The organism is Devosia sp. P2_G7, from assembly GCF_056403495.1.
Genome location: NZ_JBFUFI010000007.1, coordinates 1 through 17,709, shown reverse-complemented (window position 1 = coordinate 17,709; position 17,709 = coordinate 1). Strand labels below are relative to the sequence as shown.

The 17,709-nt window shown below is 65.4% G+C and carries 14 protein-coding genes, 1 tRNA gene, 1 pseudogene and 1 riboswitch; of the genes and pseudogenes, 8 read left to right on the top strand and 8 right to left on the bottom strand.

Annotation, left to right across the window (positions count from 1 at the left end; translation table 11 throughout):
- Positions 1 to 40: 40 nt before the first annotated feature.
- Positions 41 to 1,132: a glycosyltransferase family 4 protein gene (locus AC1DWU_RS12790; RefSeq protein ID WP_477150371.1), complete on the top strand. Its 1,092-nt coding sequence runs from the start codon at positions 41 to 43 to the stop codon at positions 1,130 to 1,132.
- Here AC1DWU_RS12790 and AC1DWU_RS12785 read toward each other — a convergent pair.
- Complete coding sequence (locus AC1DWU_RS12785; RefSeq protein ID WP_477150370.1) at positions 1,129 to 2,424, bottom strand: glycosyltransferase; 1,296 nt, start codon at positions 2,422 to 2,424, stop codon at positions 1,129 to 1,131. The two genes, AC1DWU_RS12790 and AC1DWU_RS12785, sit on opposite strands and share 4 nt — an antisense overlap.
- 198 nt (positions 2,425 to 2,622) lie before the next feature.
- Positions 2,623 to 2,696 (bottom strand) — tRNA-Gly (locus tag AC1DWU_RS12780).
- 191 nt (positions 2,697 to 2,887) lie between these two features.
- On the opposite strand from AC1DWU_RS12780, the gene AC1DWU_RS12775 reads away from it, so the two are divergent.
- Entirely contained in the window at positions 2,888 to 3,295 is a 408-nt protein-coding gene (locus AC1DWU_RS12775) for a c-type cytochrome (RefSeq protein ID WP_477150369.1), read from the top strand.
- A 16-nt stretch (positions 3,296 to 3,311) separates the two neighbouring features.
- On the opposite strand, the gene AC1DWU_RS12770 is transcribed toward AC1DWU_RS12775, so the two are convergent.
- Genes AC1DWU_RS12770 through AC1DWU_RS12750 form a run of 5 tightly spaced genes read right to left on the bottom strand, consistent with a single transcriptional unit; the run spans position 3,312 to position 7,790 of the window.
- The gene (locus AC1DWU_RS12770) at positions 3,312 to 3,701 is read right to left on the bottom strand and encodes a cytochrome C oxidase subunit IV family protein (RefSeq protein ID WP_477150368.1); all 390 of its coding nucleotides are present in this window, start codon (positions 3,699 to 3,701) and stop codon (positions 3,312 to 3,314) included.
- Between the two features lie 9 nt (positions 3,702 to 3,710).
- Positions 3,711 to 4,424, bottom strand: a complete 714-nt coding sequence (locus AC1DWU_RS12765; protein WP_477150367.1) for a heme-copper oxidase subunit III family protein — start codon at positions 4,422 to 4,424, stop codon at positions 3,711 to 3,713.
- Positions 4,425 to 4,442: 18 nt separating this feature from the next.
- Positions 4,443 to 5,147, bottom strand: a complete 705-nt coding sequence (locus AC1DWU_RS12760) for a cytochrome c oxidase subunit 3 (RefSeq protein ID WP_477150366.1) — start codon at positions 5,145 to 5,147, stop codon at positions 4,443 to 4,445.
- The gene (locus AC1DWU_RS12755) at positions 5,144 to 6,913 is read right to left on the bottom strand and encodes a cytochrome c oxidase subunit I (protein WP_477150365.1); all 1,770 of its coding nucleotides are present in this window, start codon (positions 6,911 to 6,913) and stop codon (positions 5,144 to 5,146) included. The genes AC1DWU_RS12760 and AC1DWU_RS12755 overlap by 4 nt, the downstream gene beginning before the upstream one ends.
- Before the next feature lie 55 nt (positions 6,914 to 6,968).
- On the bottom strand, positions 6,969 to 7,790 hold the full coding sequence (locus AC1DWU_RS12750; protein WP_477150364.1) for a cytochrome c oxidase subunit II: 822 nt from the start codon (positions 7,788 to 7,790) through the stop codon (positions 6,969 to 6,971).
- Between the two features lie 364 nt (positions 7,791 to 8,154).
- Between AC1DWU_RS12750 and AC1DWU_RS12745 the strand changes: the two are divergent.
- The 5 genes and pseudogenes from AC1DWU_RS12745 to AC1DWU_RS12725 all read left to right on the top strand — a co-directional run.
- Positions 8,155 to 8,229 (top strand): annotated as a pseudogene (locus AC1DWU_RS12745) (zinc-ribbon domain-containing protein); the annotation flags it as partial.
- Positions 8,230 to 8,280: 51 nt separating this feature from the next.
- Positions 8,281 to 11,397: an ATP-binding protein gene (locus tag AC1DWU_RS12740; protein ID WP_477150601.1), complete on the top strand. Its 3,117-nt coding sequence runs from the start codon at positions 8,281 to 8,283 to the stop codon at positions 11,395 to 11,397.
- Between the two features lie 3 nt (positions 11,398 to 11,400).
- A complete protein-coding gene (locus AC1DWU_RS12735) occupies positions 11,401 to 13,092 on the top strand; it encodes an FAD-dependent oxidoreductase (RefSeq protein WP_477150363.1) in 1,692 nt (563 codons plus the stop codon).
- Between the two features lie 3 nt (positions 13,093 to 13,095).
- The gene (locus AC1DWU_RS12730; protein WP_477150362.1) at positions 13,096 to 14,538 is read left to right on the top strand and encodes a sensor histidine kinase; all 1,443 of its coding nucleotides are present in this window, start codon (positions 13,096 to 13,098) and stop codon (positions 14,536 to 14,538) included.
- Positions 14,531 to 14,836 carry a UBP-type zinc finger domain-containing protein gene (locus AC1DWU_RS12725; protein WP_477150361.1) on the top strand — a complete coding sequence of 102 codons (306 nt, stop codon included), beginning with the start codon at positions 14,531 to 14,533 and terminating at the stop codon, positions 14,834 to 14,836. Before AC1DWU_RS12730 ends, AC1DWU_RS12725 begins: the two co-directional genes overlap by 8 nt.
- Here AC1DWU_RS12725 and AC1DWU_RS12720 read toward each other — a convergent pair.
- Complete coding sequence (locus tag AC1DWU_RS12720; RefSeq protein ID WP_477150360.1) at positions 14,833 to 15,942, bottom strand: 2'-deoxycytidine 5'-triphosphate deaminase; 1,110 nt, start codon at positions 15,940 to 15,942, stop codon at positions 14,833 to 14,835. The genes AC1DWU_RS12725 and AC1DWU_RS12720 overlap by 4 nt on opposite strands.
- Positions 15,943 to 16,060: 118 nt before the next feature.
- A riboswitch (SAM riboswitch) is annotated at positions 16,061 to 16,139 on the top strand.
- 39 nt (positions 16,140 to 16,178) lie between these two features.
- Between AC1DWU_RS12720 and metZ the strand changes: the two genes are divergently transcribed.
- Positions 16,179 to 17,390: an O-succinylhomoserine sulfhydrylase gene (metZ, locus tag AC1DWU_RS12715; protein WP_477150359.1), complete on the top strand. Its 1,212-nt coding sequence runs from the start codon at positions 16,179 to 16,181 to the stop codon at positions 17,388 to 17,390.
- The last annotated feature ends 319 nt before the right edge of the window (positions 17,391 to 17,709 follow it).

Here is a 17,709-nt window from a genome sequence, read left to right as displayed (position 1 = left end):
TGACGGCACAGGTGGGCTCAGGCGTGAGGCGGAGGATGTCGTGAAACTCGTGCTCCTCAATCTCGGCAAACGGGGAGCGTCCCTGCACCTCAGCCTTGGCTTGCTGCGGGCCGCTGCTGACATGCACGACCTCGATGTTCGTCTGGTGCTGTCGTCCCAGAACGAACTGCCCAACGCCTTCGATCCCTTCGCCGCCAAGGTTGAAACGATCGGGACGTTCAGCCGACAGGCGCCAATCGGCGCCATTCTCAATTTCTGGGCGGCTCGACGGAAGCTGCTGGCTTACCTTCGCCGCGAGAGACCTGACGTCGTGCTCACGGTCATGCCGCATGTCTGGACGCCCCTGCTCATCGCTCCGATCCGCGCGCTTGGCATCCGCTATGCGACCATCATCCACGACGCGGCCCCGCACCCTGGCGATCCGGCGGCTCGCCTGACGCGCTGGCTTCGTTCCGAGGCCTTCACAGCAGATCTGACGATCACTTTGTCCCGGAGCGTGGCCGACGCGCTGGTTGCTGCCGGGGCGGCCGGCGACCGAGTTCTGGCGCTTTTCCATCCGGACATGGAGGTGCTGCCAAGATCGGGCAAACGTCAGCGGCCGCCTCGCAGCGGCCCCCTCGCGCTGCTCTTTCTGGGCCGTATCCACGCCTACAAGGGCGTCGACACCCTGCTCGAGGCCATGCTGTCACTCGGCACGAGCGACCCGGTGGCACGCCTTACCATTGCGGGACAAGGTGATGCGAAACCGCTCGCCTCCCTCGTGGCAGCGACCGGAACGCGCCTCATCGACAGATGGCTCAGCGAAACCGAGATCACTGAACTCCTCGATACCCATGACGCGATCGTGCTGCCCTATCGCGAAGCAAGCCAGTCGGGCGTCGCAGCGCTCGCATTTGCGGCAGGCCTGCCGGTTATCGCGTTTCCCGTCGGGGGGATCGTCGAGCAGGTGACAGACGGCGAGACGGGTGTTCTCGCGCCGGGGCAGGATGTGCACGCCCTCGCCACGGCGATCGAACGGCTGGCCCGCGACCCCGAGTTGCTCGAAGGGATCCGCGAGCGGCTCATCGCCACTGCCGAGTCGCGCTCGATGCGCACGCTGCTCCGACGGATTGTCGACCGCCTTTCAGGCTAGCGCGCGGCCCTGATTAGCTGCGTCACCAAAGCCTCCGCACTATGTTTCACCCGGGCCTGCGCAGCCCCGCGCTGCGCCATCGCACTACGCTCGGCAAACGTTTCCACCGCTTCGGCAATGGCAGCCGAAAGGGGGACAGAAGGCGAGAATTGCGTGCTCACCGCCGGGCCCGCCTCCGAGGCCAGCCAGCTGTCGGCCGGTACGACGACCGGCTTTCCTGCAACCATCGCCTGGACCAGGATGCCCGAGCTGCGCCGCCGGTAGAGCTGCGCGTCATAGGGGAGCAGAACGATATCCGCGCTGAACAGCAGATCCTGGAAATCCGCGATGGAAAGCTGCGCATCAACCAGTTGGACCTGCTCGTCGGTGTACGAAGACAATCGCCGCCGGGCGCTGAGGATCAGCTCTTGGTCAAGGCTGGAGGGCGAATTTGCCTGGGCGATCAGCCGAATACGTCCCGACCGGAGGTGCGTGTCCCGCAGCTCGTCCATTGCCGCGGCAAGCAGGTGGAATCCCTTTTCGGTCCGGGCGTTGCCCAAGTAGACCAGGCGAAGCGGCGGCTGGGCGGTCCGTTCTGGAACTGGCGAGTGCGGTAGGGCATGCGGAACCGGCAACACGGCGACGTCGCTGTCGCCGATGATGTCATTGTACTGGTCTGCAAGCTGTTGCGTGTCGGAATAGAAACGGATCTTGCGCCGCAACTCTGGCGTTGCCCTGGCACGGTGGATTGCTGCGCGGACACCGCCCCACGGATCGTCTCGCACGAATGGCTCGTCGGCATCGCGGCGCAGCACGACGTGGACATGAGGAAGCACCGACTGCCCCTCGAGCGCCTCGACCATGGCGTGCAATTCACTGATGGCGACGGTGTGGACCAAGACATGATCGTCCGCGCCGGCTGCCTGTGCAGTGAGCCCCGCGTGAAGCTCTCGCCCAAATGACGGCAGTGCCGGAGCCTTTCGAAGGCTGCTGTTTCGCGCCAATAGGCGCTTGGCACCGCCGCCGATTCCGATCAGCGGACGACGAAGGCCGACCGGCAGCCGGGCAAGCAGATAGAGCACATAACGCGTGGCTGGGCTCCGCCGTGCGGCTAGCCAGTCCTGTCGGAACCACGGCACAACCGGCGCCCCAAGCGCATCGCCAGCCCGATAGCCAAGGTTGGCGAGAATGACGGGCTCAAGCCCAAGGGTTTTGGCCGCCTCCGCGACAGCGAAATCGTACTCGAAGTGGTGGCCATCAAGGTCGCGTAGTGACTGGTCGGCGATCAGCAGCCGCCGGGAATATCGGTTCATCCGTTGCTTATGCCTGATAGATCGGCGCCGTTGGAAGAGGGCACGGTAAAGGTGCTTGCAGTCGCCCTTTCACCACAAACAGGGCCACTTCCTCCTGCAAAGGGCGAGCCGCTATCTGCGGGGCGAGGCGCATGCCGGGCATGGGAGCAGAGATCTCCGCATCCTGATGCGCTGGTGCTCTAATTTGCTGGAGGAAGCTGGAGCGGGTGAAGGGAATCGAACCCTCGTCGTAAGCTTGGGAAGCTTCTGCTCTACCATTGAGCTACACCCGCGACGGGGTTGTATGTGCCGAAAGCGAATGGCGTCGTCAAGGTGCGGCCTATGCCACGTCCACTGCGGGAGCCGTTATGCCGGCGTGCTCCAGTGTTTTGGCGTCGGACACCGGCTTGCGCTATACTCCTCGCGCTGACCGACGATCCGGGAGCTGATCTCGCCTCGCGGGGACAGGCAGGGAGGTCGTGAGATGGTTCGGACTGCGATTGCAATTGCCGCTCTCTTGCTGAGCGCCGGCGGGGCTTTGGCCCAGGGCGACATGGCGGCCGGCGAGCAGGTGTTCAAGAAGTGCACCGTGTGCCACTCGGTTGGCGAAGGTGCCAAGAGCAAGGTTGGCCCTGTGCTCAACGGGGTGTTCGGGCGGACCGCCGGGACGTTCGAAGGCTTCAACTACTCGCAGGCGATGAAGGATGCCGGAGCCGGTGGACTGGTGTGGACGCCGGAAACGGTAGGACAGTTCCTGGTCAAGCCAAAGGATTTCGTCAAAGGCACGAAGATGAGCTTCATGGGGTTGGCCAAGCCCGAGGATATCGCCAACGTCATCGCCTATCTGCAAACGTTCTCGCCCGACTTCAAGCCGGCGCCGCCCGCCCAGTAGGCGGTCCACACCAGCATCACTCGACAACATGCGCGGGCACAGATGGGCCCGCGCCGAAGAACTCGGCGCGCGTGAAGAAGGTGTAGTCGGCCTCGAAGGCCATCATCACCACGAAGATCAGCACCAGCACTGGCGGGACCAGGATGGCGTACATGAGCGCCAGCCGCTCCCAGGCCATGTGCATGAACACCGCGATGATCAACCCGGCCTTGCCCAGCATCAGCATCAGGATCAGGCCCCAGCGCAGATAGCCCTGGAACTGCAGCAGGTCGACCAGGTACGAGCAGGCGCTGAGGACGAACAGCCAGAACCAGACGATGAGATAGAGGCGGATGGGATGCTGCTGGCCCTCGGCATGGGCCGCGGGGGCAGCGAGGGTTTCCGAGCTCATGTGTGCTTCAGCCATGATTGGATCTCACCACAGATAGAACAGCGCGAAGATGAACACCCAGACCAGATCGACGAAGTGCCAGTAGAGGCCGGTGATCTCGACGATCTCGTAGCGGCCCTTGCGCGAGGTGAAGAAGCCCTTCTTCTCGGTGTCGAAATCCCCGCGCCAGACTTTTCGCGCGATGATCAGGAGGAAGATCACGCCGATGGTGACGTGGGTGCCGTGAAAGCCGGTGATCATGAAGAACACCGAGCCGAACTGCGGCGCACCCCACGGGTTCTCCCAGGGCCGAACACCCTCGCTGATCAGCTTGGTCCACTCGAAGGCCTGCATGCCGACGAAGGTGGCGCCGAAGGCGGCAGTCACCAGCATCAGGATGGCGGTCTTCTTGCGATCGCGGCGATAGGCGAAGTTGACGGCCATCGCCATGGTGCCGCTCGAGGAGATGAGGACGAAGGTCATGATGGCGATCAGGATCAGCGGGATATGCACCCCGAAGATCTCGAGCGCGAACACCTCGCTGGGATTGGGCCACGGCTCCGCCGTCGACATGCGAACGGTCATGTAGGCGAGGAGAAAACAGCTGAAGATGAAGGTGTCCGAGAGCAGGAATATCCAGATCATCGCCTTGCCCCAAGACGCGGTCTTGAAGGCGGTCTTGTCCGACGACCAATCGGAGACGAAGCCGGCGAGCCCGGGCTGCGGGTCGGGGTGTTGGGTCAGGGCTGGATCAGACATGGTCGACATTCCCCTCGATCAGCTCAGCAGCTGGCGGCATAGTTCGATGAAATCGCTGGCCCAACCGGCCAGCAGGCTGAACAGCACCATCCAGACGAACAGCATGAACAGCCAGTAGGTGGCGCAGAGTTCGACGTTGAGGCGAACGCTGGCGATGGGGCCCCTGCCCCAGGCCTTGAACGTGGCCCAGCCAAGCGCCACCAGCCCGCCGACGATGTGGAGGCCGTGGAGGCCGGTGACGAGGTAGAAGAAGCTATTGGCGGGGTTGCCGGACACGTAGTAGCCGGCGGCGGAAAGCTCCTGCCACGCAATGAGCTGGCCACCGAGGAAGAGCACGGCAAAGGCCGCCGCCACGGCGAGTCCAGTGCGAAGCTGAGACTGATCGCCGCGACGCACCGCCCGCTGGCACCATTCGAGCGCGAGGCTCGACAGCACCAGCGCCCCGGTGTTGAACCACAGGATGCCCGGCACCGGCAGCGGCTGCCAGTCGCCGAGCTCGCGGCGCATGAAGTAAGCGCCAGTCAGCAGTGCGAACAGCGAGCCCACGATCGCGAGGAAGAAGCCGAGGCCGGCGCGCTTGGCCGGATCGTGCGAGGCCTCAAAATCGGGCACGCCTTCGAGGACGCCATGCTCCAGCCAGGGTTTGGCGGTGAGCCGCTGCCGCGCCAGCCACCAGCCGGCGAACGCGGCAAACCCCGCGAACAGCATGATGACCACGGTCATTTGTTGCCCTCGTGATGCGCGGGCGTCGGGCCGGGCTGGTTCTGCGGGATGAAATCCTCGGGCGCGTCCGGCACGCTGTAGTCATAGGCCCAGCGATAGACGACAGGCAGTTCGCGCCCGAAATTACCGTGGGTCGGAGGTGTCTCGGCCGTCTGCCACTCGAGTGTCGTGGCCCGCCAGGGGTTGCTGCCGGCGGGTTTGCCGTGCCGGATCGACCAGATCAGGTTGAAGACGAACACCAGCTGCGCCGCCCCGACGATCAGCGCCATCACTGTGATGAAGACGTTGAGATCGTGCGCCGATGGCGGCTGGAACGAGATGTCGCCCGACTCGAAGTAGCGCCGCGGCACGCCCATGATGCCCAGATAGTGCATGGGGAAGAAGATCAGGTAGGCGCCGAGGAAGGTGACCCAGAAATGGAGCTTGGCCAGCGTGTCGTCGAGCATGCGGCCGGTGATCTTGGGGTACCAGTGGTAGATGGCGCCAAAGATCACGAGGATCGGCGCGACGCCCATCACCATGTGGAAGTGCGCCACGACGAACATAGTGTCCGACAGCGGCACATCGACCACCACGTTGCCGAGGAACAGCCCGGTGAGCCCGCCATTGACGAAGGTGACGATGAAGGCCAGCGCGAACAGCATGGGCGGATTGAGGTGGATGTCACCGCGCCACAGGGTCAGCACCCAGTTGTAGACCTTGATGGCGGTGGGCACCGCGATGATCAGCGTGGTGATGGCGAAGAAGAACCCGAAATAGGGGTTCATGCCGCTCACATACATGTGGTGGGCCCAGACCACGAAGCTCAGCGCACCGATGATGACGATGGCCCAGACCATCATGCGATAGCCGAAGATGTTCTTGCGCGCATGGGTGCTGATCAGGTCGGAGACGATGCCGAAGGCGGGCAGCGCCACGATGTAGACCTCGGGATGGCCGAAGAACCAGAACAGGTGCTGGAAGAGGATCGGACTGCCGCCATTGTGCGGCAGCAGCGCGCCCATCTCGACCAGCGCGGGCATGAAGAAGCTGGTGCCGAGCAGCTTGTCGAACAGCATCATCACGCAGGCGACGAACAGCGCCGGGAAGGCCAGCATGGCCATCACGGTGGCGACGAAAATGCCCCAGACCGTCAGCGGCATGCGCATCAGCGTCATGCCACGCGTGCGGCCCTGCAGCACCGTGACGATGTAGTTGAGCCCACCCATGGTGAAGCCGATGACGAACAGGATGAGCGACACCAGCATCAGGACGATGCCCGCCTCCTGCCCCGGCGTGTTGGAGAGGATTGCCTGCGGTGGATAGAGCGTCCAGCCTGCCCCGGTCGGTCCGCCGGGGGCGAACCAGCTGGCCACCAGCACCAGCACCGCGAGCAGGTAGGTCCAGTAGCTCAGCATGTTGACGTAGGGGAACACCATGTCCCTGGCGCCCAGCATCAGCGGGATCAGGTAGTTGCCGAAGCCGCCGAGGAACAGCGCGGTGATCAGGTAGATCACCATGATCATGCCGTGCATCGTGATGAACTGGTAGTAGGCCGCGGCGTCGATGAACTCGAGGAAGCCGGGGAAGGCCAGCTGCATCCGCATCAGCCACGACAGCACCAGCGCCAGCATGCCGATGGCCAGCGCGGTGCTCGCATACTGGATCGCGATGATCTTGGCGTCCTGCGAGAAGACGTACTTCGTCCACCAGCTTCGCGGATGATAGAGTTCGACATCCGGAAACTCGGCAGCGTGGGCATCGGGCCCGTGAGTGGCGTCGACCATCAGAGTGCCTCCTCGCACTTGTCTGATGTGGGGAACGCCCGGGAGGCCGGCGGCCTTAGTCTAGATTGGCCGTCTTGAGCACCTCCGGAGCGTAAAGTTGGGCGTAGGTCTGCTGGCCGGCGAGCCAGGCGTCGTAGTCTTCCTGGGTGTCGACCACCACGCCGCCGCGCATGTAGGGATGGCCCGTGCCGCAGAGCTCGGCGCAGAGCACTTCGAACTGGCCGGTTCGGGTGGGGGTGAACCAGAAATAGGTGACGGCGCCGGGGATCATGTCCATCTTGGAGCGGAACTCGGCGACGTAGAAATCGTGCAGGGTATCGACCGAGCGCAGCAGGATCTTCACCGGCTTGTCGATCGGCAGATGCAGGTAGTCGGCCTCGATCAGCACGTCGTCCTGCCCGTTGGGGTCGTCGGGCTTGATGCCATAGGGATTGTCGGCGGCGACCAGGCGGGTATCGGAAAGCCCCAGCTTGCCGTCCGCACCCGGCAGCCGATAGGCCCACTGCCATTGTGCGCCCATCACCTCGGCCTCGGTGGCGTCCTTGGGCACGCTGATGAACTGGCCCCAAACGAAGAGGCCGGGGATCAGCATGGCCGCGACGCCGACTGCGGTCAGGCCCATCAGCCAGTTCTCGAGCCGCTTGTTCTCGGGTTCGTAATCGGCCTTCTGCCCTTCCTTGTGGCGGAAGCGCCAGACACAGTAGGCAACGAACAGAACGACGGCGGCGAACACTGCGCCGGTGATCCAGAAGGTGATGATGATGGTGTTGTCGATGTAGCCCCAGTTCGAGGCGATCGGCGTCCACCACCAGGGGCTCAGGAAGTGGAACACCACCGAGCCGACGACGATCAGGACGAGAACGACTGCTATGACCATCTCTTGTTCATCCTCACCCGGTTGGGTCGTCGATGAAACAGAAGGCAACAACCCATGCGTCCGGGCCATGTACCGAGAGATGCGGCGGCGTGTGTCTTGTCCGTCTCCGGCCACACGCCCTGCATTCCGCAGGACCGAATATAGCCCGAATAGTCAGACGTCAGCGCGATTCGGCGGCATATTTGCTTTAGCCACCGATACTTAGCCTGCAACGATACACCCGAACACGGTCTTGTCAATTGCGGCGAATTCCCGCACCGCTTGTGCCGCCCGGTGTTGAGCGCTAGCATCATGCTCGCAAGTATCTCGGCCGGTTGCGCTCGAGAATTCCGGCCGCTGTGACACATCTCGAGCCCGAAACGAGATGGCAATGCTGACTTGCTCGAAATGCGGATTCGGTAATCCCGAAGGCGCACGCTTCTGCAGCAACTGTGGATCCCCCCTGGAGGCGGCGCGGCCGATTGAAGGCGAGCGCCGCTTTGCGACAGTGTTGTTCGCCGACGTGGCGCGCTCGACTTCGATCGCCGAACAGCTCGACCCGGAAGACTGGGCGCAGATCATGAACGGCGCCTTCGGCTTCATGAACGCGGCGGTCTCGCGCTATGGCGGCACGGTCTCGCGACTGATGGGCGATGCCGTGCTGGCGCTGTTCGGCGCTCCCGTTGCGCATGAGGACGATGCCGAGCGCGCCGTGCGGGCCGGGCTCGAAATCCAGAATGCGGCGATGAGCTACGCGGAGGGGATCAAGCAGCGCTACGGCATCGACTTCGACCTGCGCGTCGGGATCAATACCGGCATGGCGGTGCTGGCCTTTGTCGGCGATGCGATCAAGACCGAGTACACGGCGCTGGGCGACGCGGCGAATGTCGCGGCGCGCCTGCAATCGGCAGCCGAGCCGGGCACGGTGCTGATCAGCGTCGATACGCACAAGCTGGTGCATGCTCTGTTCGATTTCCGTCCGCGCGGGCTGATCGAGATGAAGGGGAAGACCGCGGCGGTCGAGAGCTTCGAGGTAACGGGCGTAAAGGCAGCGCCGGGGCCGACGCGCGGGCTCGAGGGCCTGAGCTCACCGCTGGTGGGACGCGAGCACGAGCTCGGGTTGCTCAAGGACAAGCTGGATGACCTGGACAGGGGCATCGGCGGGGTCGTCGCAGTGCTGGGCGAGGCGGGGCTCGGCAAATCGCGGCTCATCGCCGAGCTCAGGCATTTGCGTGACGCCAAGCCCGAGCCGCAGCCGATCTGGCGCGAAACCCGCGCGATCTCCTACGGGCAGTCGATCCCCTATTACCCTTGGCGACAGCTGGGTCGTCAGATCGTTGGCGCGGACGACATGGATGCGGCGCCCAAGGTGCGCGAGAAGATCGCCGGCTGGGCCGAGCGACTGGGGCTCCGGCAGAGCGATGTGCCGTTCTACGAGACCATGCTGGCGGTCGAAAGCGAGGCGAGCCGTATCGCACTCTCGGCGATGAGTGGCGACCAGGTGGTGAACGGGGTGGCCGCGGCGATCGTCAACGCCATCAAAACGGTGATGCGCGCCGATGGCGGCATGCACCCCTACATCATGGTGCTGGACGACCTCCACTGGTCGGACAGCGCGACGCTGGAACTGATCGCGCAGGTGGCAACGCTCACCGCGTTCGAGCCGATGCTGCTCGTCGTCATCCTCCGGCCCGACCGAAAGGCGGCGAGCTGGCAATTGGTCGACCGGCTGCAGGGGAGCCTGGGCTCGAGCTTTGCGCGCATCGACCTCGAACCGCTCGATGCCTCGGCGTCGGGCGAACTGCTGGGGAACCTCCTCCATATCGAAGACCTTCCGGAGAGCATCCGGCTGCAGATCCTCGAGCGGTCGGAGGGGAACCCCTTCTATCTCGAGGAGGTGCTGCGCTCGCTGATCGACGGCGGTCAGGTGGTGCACGAGGGCGAGCACTGGCGGGCGACGCGGGCGATCCTCGAGGCGACGATCCCGGACACGCTCGCGGGTGTGCTCAGCTCGCGCATCGACCGGCTGCCCGATGCCACCAAGCGGGTGGCGCAGACAGCGGCGGTGATCGGCAGGGTGTTCCAGCACCGGGTGCTGGAGACGGTGCTGCATGGCGGTCCGGAAGCGGAGCGGATCGAGCATGTCGAGCCGCACCTCGCCACCCTCTCCTACGAGCAACTGGTGCGCGAGAAGGCGCGCGAGCCCGAGCGGGAGTACATCTTCAAGCACGCGCTGACCTGCGAGGCGGCCTACGATCTGCTGTTGCGGTCGCGCCGGAAGGACCTGCACGCGCGCTGCGGCGGCGCGCTGGAATTGCTGTTTGCCGAGCGGCGCGATGAGTTCGCCGCGATGCTGGCGCACCATTTCGAAGAGGCGGGCGATCTCGAGCGAACGCTGAAATACGCGCGGATCGCCGCGGAAACAGCCCGGCGCCTATATGCCGTGCGAGAGGAGCTGGAGCATCGCGACCGGATTCTCGCCACGCTCGAAAAGATGCCGGGCGCCATGCCGGCCGACATCGTCGACGCGATCCTCGAATGGGCCTGGGTGCGCAATCGGCGCGGCCAGTTCGAGGGGGTGCTGGAAAAGATCGAACAGGCCGTGCAGATCGCCCGGGAACTGGGCGACAAGCGGCGGCTGGGACTGGCGCTGGCCTGGAACGGCAACGTCCACATGGTCACGGGCTTCCCGTCCAAGGGCTTTCCGTACCTGCAGGAGGCACAGGACCTGGCAGCGGAGACCGGCGACGACCAGGTGCTGCTGTTGCCGCTGTTCATCGCCACGTGGTCGCTGGTCGAGCGCGACGCCCGGTCGGGCGAGGAGAAGCTTGCCGAGGTGATCGACATGGCGCGCAAGCAGGATGCGCCGGACGTGCTGGGCCACGCTCTCACCTATCGGGCGATGGCGCTGGCGCGGCTGGGAGAGTTCGACGAAGCCAACGCACTGATCGACGAGGCGCTGGCGATGGTGTCGACTATCGGCTCGCCGGTGAAGCGGGCGGACGTCCATATCGGCGCAAGCATGGCCTACTACGACATGGGCGAGGTCGAGAAGGGGCTCGAGCACGCCAAGATCGGGGCGGACCTGGCGATGTCGGCCAACGGGCTCGAATGCGCCTGCGCCGGCTATTTCGGGGTCGGCCGCGGCGAACTCGACAAGCACCGGATCGACGATGCGCTGACGCAGTTCCGCCGCTCGCTGAAGATCGCCGACGCCGTGGGCATGGACTACTACATCAACCTGATCCGCGCCGGCGTCGCCGAGGCCGAGTTCGAGAAGGGCAGTTCAGCGGAGTCCGTCGACAAGATCCGCAACGCGATCGACAATGCCCGGTTGACCGACGACGATTTCGTCGTGGCGGCCCTCGCCATGCCGTTCGGCCGGGCGCTGCTGCGGCTCGACCGGCCGCAAGAGGCGCGCGAGGCGATCGACGCCGCGATCGTCTATTTCCGCCGCATGGATCTCAAACCTTACCTCGCCAACGCGCTGAGCGTTCTCGGCGACATCGCCGAGGCGCTGCACGACCAAGCTGCAGCAGCGGAGGCACGCGAAGAGGCGGCGAGCCTGCGCGACGAGATCCGGCTACCACCGCCCACTGCGCCCCAGCCGCACGTCATGCAGGCGTAGCCGATGGAAAAACCGGTGATCCTTGCAGTCGACGACGAGCCTTCGGTTCTCGCCGCGGTGACGCGTGACCTGCGGCGGCACTACGCCGCGACCTATGACGTGGAGCGCGCCGCATCCGGGGCCGAGGCGATGGAGTTGCTCGGCGAACTGAAGCTCGCCAACCGGGTGGTGGCGCTGTTCGTGGCCGACCAGCGGATGCCGGAAATGAGCGGCGTCGAGTTCCTCGCCAAGGCGATGGAGCTCTACCCCGACGCGCGGCGAGTGCTGCTCACCGCCTATGCCGACACCGACGCGGCGATCAAGGCCATCAACGAGGTGAAGCTTGACCACTACCTGATGAAACCGTGGCACCCGCCGGAGGATCAGCTCTATCCCGTGCTCGACGACCTGCTCGACGACTGGCGCGCCAACTACCAGCCGGTGTTCGAGGGGGTGCGCGTGGTGGGCCACCGCTGGCTGGCGGACGGACACCGGGTGCGCGATTTCCTTGCCCGCAACCTTATCCCCTATCGCTGGCTCGATATCGAGACCGACGCGGAAGCGACGACGCTGCGCGAACTCGCGGGCGCCGCGGCGGAGCCTTTGCCGCTGGTGATCCTCGCAGACGGCACAGCGCTGTCGCGGCCGACCATCGCCGCACTTGCCGAGAAGGTCGGGCTGCACACCCATGCGGTGTCCGAGACGTACGATCTGGTGGTAGTCGGCACCGGGCCGGCTGGGTTGGCGGCAGCCGTGTATGGCGCGTCGGAAGGGTTGCGGACACTGTTGATCGAGCGCGAGGCGCCGGGGGGCCAGGCGGGCACCAGTTCGCGGATCGAGAACTATCTAGGCTTTCCGGTCGGGCTCAGCGGCGCCGACCTGACGCGTCGCGGGGTGCAACAGGCCCGGCGCTTCGGGGCGGAAATCCTGACCCCGGTGGAGGCGGTCAACCTCGAAACGCAGGACGGCTACCACATCCTGACGCTGAGCGACGGCAGCAAGGTCGCCGCACAGGCGCTGATTGTCGCGACCGGCGTCTCGTACCGACTGCTGGACGTCCCGGGCGCGGAGCGCCTCTCGGGCGCGGGGCTCTACTATGGCGCGGCGATGACTGAGGCGATGGGGGTGAAGGACCAGGACGTGTTCGTGGTCGGGGCCGGCAACTCCGCCGGCCAGGCGGCGCTGCACCTCGCGCGCTACGCCCGGTCGGTGACGCTGCTGGTGCGCGGCAAATCGCTGGCCGAGAGCATGTCGCAATACCTGGTCGAGCGCATCGACGAGGCCGAGAACGTGGCGGTGCAGACCGGCGCCTCGATCAACGCGCTGATCGGAGAGGAGAGCCTCGAGGCAGTGGCCGTCCTCGATAGTGCGAGCGGCGCGGTGACCGAGGTGCCGGCGCGGGCCGTATTCGTGTTCATCGGCGCCTCGCCGCGCACCGACTGGCTGAAGGACAAGCTGCAGCTCGACCAGCAGGGCTTCATCCTCTCCGGAGCGGACCTGATGCGCGAACCCGGCCGCAAGCCGAATGGCTGGCTGGCGGAGCGCGAACCGTTCTGGCTCGAGACCAGCGTGCCCGGCATCTTCGTCGCCGGCGACGTGCGGCGGCAATCGACCAAGCGCATCGCTTCGGCGGTCGGCGAAGGCGCCATGGCGGTGACCTTCGTGCACCAGCATCTGCGCGGCCCTGCCCCGGCGCAGCGACCGAAAGGCGGCTGACCGATGCCCGCCGATGCCGCCACCGCGGAGCGTTCCAACGACCTGATCCGGCAGGTGCCACTATTCGCGGAGCTGACCGACGCGGAAGCGGGCGAACTTTGGAACGCGGGGCACCGCGTCGGCGTGGGGCCCGGTGAGGTGTTCATCGAGGAAGGCGCGTATGGGGACACGCTGTTCATCATCCTCAAGGGCGCCGTGGAGGTGACCAAGCGCGAGGGCGAACACGACGTTACCCTGGCGACGCGTGGACCAGGAGAGTTCCTGGGGGAGATGTCGCTGCTCGAACAGGCGCCGCGCACGGCATCGGTGCGCGCCACCGAGCCGAGCGAACTCTTGGCCATCGGCCAGGAGGCTTTCCGCCAGCTCCTGGCGCGCCGGCCCGAGGCGGCGGCGACGCTGCTGCGCACCGTCACGTCGCGGCTGCGGAGCACCGAGGCCTCCCTGGTGCAGTCGGACAAGCTCGCCGCACTCGGCACGCTTGCCGCCGGGCTGGCGCACGAACTCAACAATCCAGCGGCCGCCATCCAGCGCTCGACCGGATATCTCAGCGAGGCGTTCGAGGCCTGGCGCCGCCGCACGGTCGAGCTCTCCATGCTGGAGATGACGCCGGAAGAACGGCAGGGGCTGGTCGAGCTCGAGGGGAGCATCGCCGATTGCCGCGCGACCCGCTGTTCGGACGCGGAAGCGCGGAAGCAGGAGTCCCGGCTCAGCCACCGGCTCGAGGCGCTTGGTATCGCCGACGCCTGGGAGATCGCGCCGGCGATGGCGGCCTATGGCTGGTCGGTCGAGCGACTGGAGCCGCTGCTCGCCACCTTCACCCAGCCGCATGCGGCCCCGGTGCTGCAATGGCTGGGGTCGGGCCTCGCCGCACAACTGCTGATGGAGGAGATCGAAGTTGCATCGAAGGCCATTTCCGGCATCGTGCGCTCGGTGAAATCCTACGCCTATCTCGACCAGGCGCCGGTGCAGGACGTCGACCTCGCCATGAGCCTCGACGACACGCTGATGATCCTCAACCACAAGCTGAAGCACGGCGTTGCGGTCACGAGGATGTACGAGCCGGCCCTGCCCCGCATCGAGGCCTATGCCGGCGAGCTCAACCAGGTGTGGACCAACCTCATCGACAACGCGGTGCAGGCGATGGGCGGCGAGGGCCGGCTGGAGGTGGGCGCCAAGCGGCTGGGCGAGGAGGTCGAAGTGCTTATCGCCGATAGCGGACCGGGCATCCCCGACGACGTCGGGCGGCGCATCTTCGAGCCGTTCTTCACCACCAAGGCGCAGGGCGTCGGCACTGGGCTGGGCCTCCACATCGCACATAACATCGTGGTCAACCGCCACCACGGCCGCATCAGCTACGTTTCGCGGCCTGGGCGGACGGAGTTCCGCATCGTGCTGCCGCTACGGCTCAGCCGCCCGGCAGTGACGGAGCCGGCCCACGATGAGTGACAGTGTCGATGAAAGCTGGGGCTGCGCTCACGCCAGCCTGATCCGCGACATCGTGCCGAGCTCCCGCGACAGCTGCCCCGAATGCGTCGCGCGCGGCGACGGCTGGGTGCACCTGCGGGTGTGCCTCGTCTGCGGTCATGTCGGCTGCTGCGACGAATCGCCGAACCGCCACGCCCGCCGCCACTTCCACGCCACCGGTCACCCGGTGATCCAGTCCTACGAGATCGGCGAGAACTGGCGCTACTGCTTCATCGACGACACCGAGTTGCCGCCCGGCAAGCCGATGCGCCTGCGCTAGAGCGCGAAGGGCTTGAAGTGCTTGCTCAGCTTCAGCGTCTGGGCCTGGTAGTTCGAGCCGAGGCCGGTGCCGTAGAGCCTGTCGGGCGACTCGGCGAGGCGCTCGTAGATCAGCCGCCCGATGGTCTGGCCGTGGCCGAGCAGGAACGGCACTTCGCGGCTGCGGACTTCGAGCACGGCGCGGCTGCCGGTGCCGCCGGCAGCGGAGTGGCCGAAGCCAGGGTCGAAGAAGCCGGCATAATGGACGCGGAACTCGCCGACCAGCGGATCGAACGGCACCATCTCGGCGGCATAGGCGGGCGGCACGTGGACGCTCTCGCGGCTCACGAGGATGTAGAACTCATCGGGATCGAGGATGAACTCGTCGGTGCCGCGCTTGACCAGCGGCTCCCAGTAATCGAGCACATCGAGGTTGTCCTTGATGTCCATGTCGATGACCGGCGTATGGCGCTTCGAGCGGAAGCCGATGAGGCCGTTACGATCCTCGCCCTTCAGGTCGATCGACAGCAGCACGCCCTCTCCGACTTCAGCATTGGCGTCGAACACCAGGGTTTCGACATTGTGCAGCGACTTGTGCTCGAACACGGTCAGCCGGCTGTCGCCGACGCGGAACCGCATCTGGCTCAGGCGCGAGCCGGTGCGTACGCGGACCGGGAAGGTGCGCGGGCTGATCTCGAGATAGAGCGGGCCCTTGTAGCCGTGCGGCAGCGTGTCGAAGCCGCGAGCATGGTCGCCGATGACGCGGGTGAACACGTCGAGCCGACCGGTGGAGCTCTTGGGGTTGGCGCCGGCGGAGACGGTGTCGGGGAGGCTGAGGCTTTCCTGCAGCGGAACCAGGTAGACGCAGCCGCGCTCGAGCACGGCGCTGTTGGTCAGGTCGAGCTCGTGCAGCTTCAGTGTCTCGATGCGCTCGGCGACGGTGTGCTCGGGACCGGGCAAGAAGCTCGAGCGAATGCGGTAGGCGACCTTGCCGAGGCGCAGGTCGAGACTCGCCGGCTGGACCTGGTCAGCGTCGAACGGGCGATCGCTGACGATGCCGCCGCGTGCCGCCAGTCGCTCGATGAAACGGGCGGGAAACACGCCCTTGGCCCAAAGCTCGCTATCCAATGGTCTACCCCGTACCCTAGGCACATCCCCTATCAACCTCAGCGATTGACGCCAAGCCGAATTGACGCACGCTACCTTCGGGTCGTATATCGACGCTATGCGCCTTTGCGGTGACGCTCAGGCACATGGTGGTGATTTGGCCGGTCTGATTGCAGCCACCTAAAACAAGTCGCTAAAGAGACCCGTTGAGCCGGCCGCCCGAACGCGTGCCGGCTTTGTTGTTTTCGAGGCGAGATATGTCGAAATCGAAGAACCCGCTGAATGACCCCAAGAGCCGCGCGGCGGCTACGATGCTCGTTCATGGCGGCACGCAGCGCAGCCAGTTCAACGAGACCTCGGAAGCGATCTTCATGAACTCGGGTTACTCCTACCCGAGCTCGCAATATGCCGAGGACCTGTTCCTCAACAAGATCAACAAGCCGGCGCACAACTACTCGCGCTTCTCCAACCCGACCATGGAGATGTTCCAGGACCGGATGGCGCTGCTCGAAGGCGCCGAGGCGGCTCGCGCGTTTTCCACCGGCATGTCGGCAGTCACCAATGCAGTGATGAGCCAAGTGCGGGCCGGTGACCATATCGTCGCAGCGCGGGCGCTGTTCGGCGGCTGCCGTTATGTGGTCGAGGATCTGATGCCACGGTTCGGCGTGCCTTCGACGCTGGTCGATGGCCGCGACCCCGAGAATTTCGAGCGGGCGATGCAGAAGAACACCAAGGTGGTGTTCATCGAGACGCCGACGAACCCGACGCTCGAGCTGGTCGATATCGCGGCGGTGGCCAAGATCGCCAAGGCGCATGGCGCCAAGCTGATCGTCGATAACGTGTTCGCCACGCCCATGTTCCAGAAGCCGCTGCAGCTCGGGGCCGACCTCGTCACCTACTCGGCGACCAAGCACATCGACGGACAAGGTCGCACGCTTGGTGGGATCGTGCTCGGCAGCAAGGCGTTGATCGAGGGGGACGTCCACACGCTGCTCCGTCAGACCGGCCCATCGCTGTCGCCGTTCAATGCCTGGGTGCTGCTCAAAGGCATCGAAACGCTGCCTCTCCGCGTCAAGCAGATGACCGAAAGCGCCGCCAAGGTAGCCGACTTCCTCGCCAACCATCCCAAGATCGAGCAGATCTCCTATCCGTTCCATCCGTCGCATCCCCAGCATGAGCTGGCGAAGCGCCAGATGAAGAGCGGCTCGACCCTGGTCGCATTCACCGTGAAGGGCGGGCGCGATGCGGCATTCACGCTGTCGGATTCGCTGGCGGTGATCCTGATCTCGAACAACCTCGGCGACGCCAAATCGCTGATCACCCACCCGGGCACGACCACACATGCCCGCTTCACCGAGGAAGTGCGGCTGGAATCCGGTATCACGCCGGGGCTGCTCAGGCTGTCGATCGGTCTCGAGGACGCGGACGACCTGATCAGAGACCTGGACTACGGCCTCAGCCAGGTCTAGCGGGGGCCCTGCACGAATGGTGCCCACCCACCGAGGTTGGCTCGATGGTCCTCCAAACTCGATGCGGCACCTCCCCCTCTGACGGGGGAGGATGGGAGGGGGTGAGCGGAGCCACAATCACGAGGCCGGGCAAGGCGTTGCGAGAATCTTGCGCCGACCTATCCCCCTCACTCCCCACCCATGCGATTCTCCCCCCATCCGCTGCACCGAAGCGAGATCATGACGAGTGGTTGGTGCGGGGGAGACCGGGTGGGCTGCGGGTCGCTGCAGTTCAGGCGGAAACCATCACGGCAAGGACCGGTTCGCCGGTCAAGCCGCT

Bases quoted from the DNA above. Each gene is read 5' to 3' on its own strand.
- AC1DWU_RS12785 (WP_477150370.1), bottom strand. From the start codon at position 2,424: ATGAACCGATATTCCCGGCGGCTGCTGATCGCCGACCAGTCACTACGC.
- AC1DWU_RS12725 (WP_477150361.1), top strand. From the start codon at position 14,531: ATGAGTGACAGTGTCGATGAAAGCTGGGGCTGCGCTCACGCCAGCCTG.
- AC1DWU_RS12730 (WP_477150362.1), top strand. From the start codon at position 13,096: ATGCCCGCCGATGCCGCCACCGCGGAGCGTTCCAACGACCTGATCCGG.
- metZ (WP_477150359.1), top strand. From the start codon at position 16,179: ATGTCGAAATCGAAGAACCCGCTGAATGACCCCAAGAGCCGCGCGGCG.
- AC1DWU_RS12755 (WP_477150365.1), bottom strand. From the start codon at position 6,913: ATGGTCGACGCCACTCACGGGCCCGATGCCCACGCTGCCGAGTTTCCG.
- AC1DWU_RS12750 (WP_477150364.1), bottom strand. From the start codon at position 7,790: ATGGTCATAGCAGTCGTTCTCGTCCTGATCGTCGTCGGCTCGGTGGTG.
- AC1DWU_RS12760 (WP_477150366.1), bottom strand. From the start codon at position 5,147: ATGACCGTGGTCATCATGCTGTTCGCGGGGTTTGCCGCGTTCGCCGGC.
- AC1DWU_RS12775 (WP_477150369.1), top strand. From the start codon at position 2,888: ATGGTTCGGACTGCGATTGCAATTGCCGCTCTCTTGCTGAGCGCCGGC.
- AC1DWU_RS12735 (WP_477150363.1), top strand. From the start codon at position 11,401: ATGGAAAAACCGGTGATCCTTGCAGTCGACGACGAGCCTTCGGTTCTC.
- AC1DWU_RS12770 (WP_477150368.1), bottom strand. From the start codon at position 3,701: ATGGCTGAAGCACACATGAGCTCGGAAACCCTCGCTGCCCCCGCGGCC.
- AC1DWU_RS12765 (WP_477150367.1), bottom strand. From the start codon at position 4,424: ATGTCTGATCCAGCCCTGACCCAACACCCCGACCCGCAGCCCGGGCTC.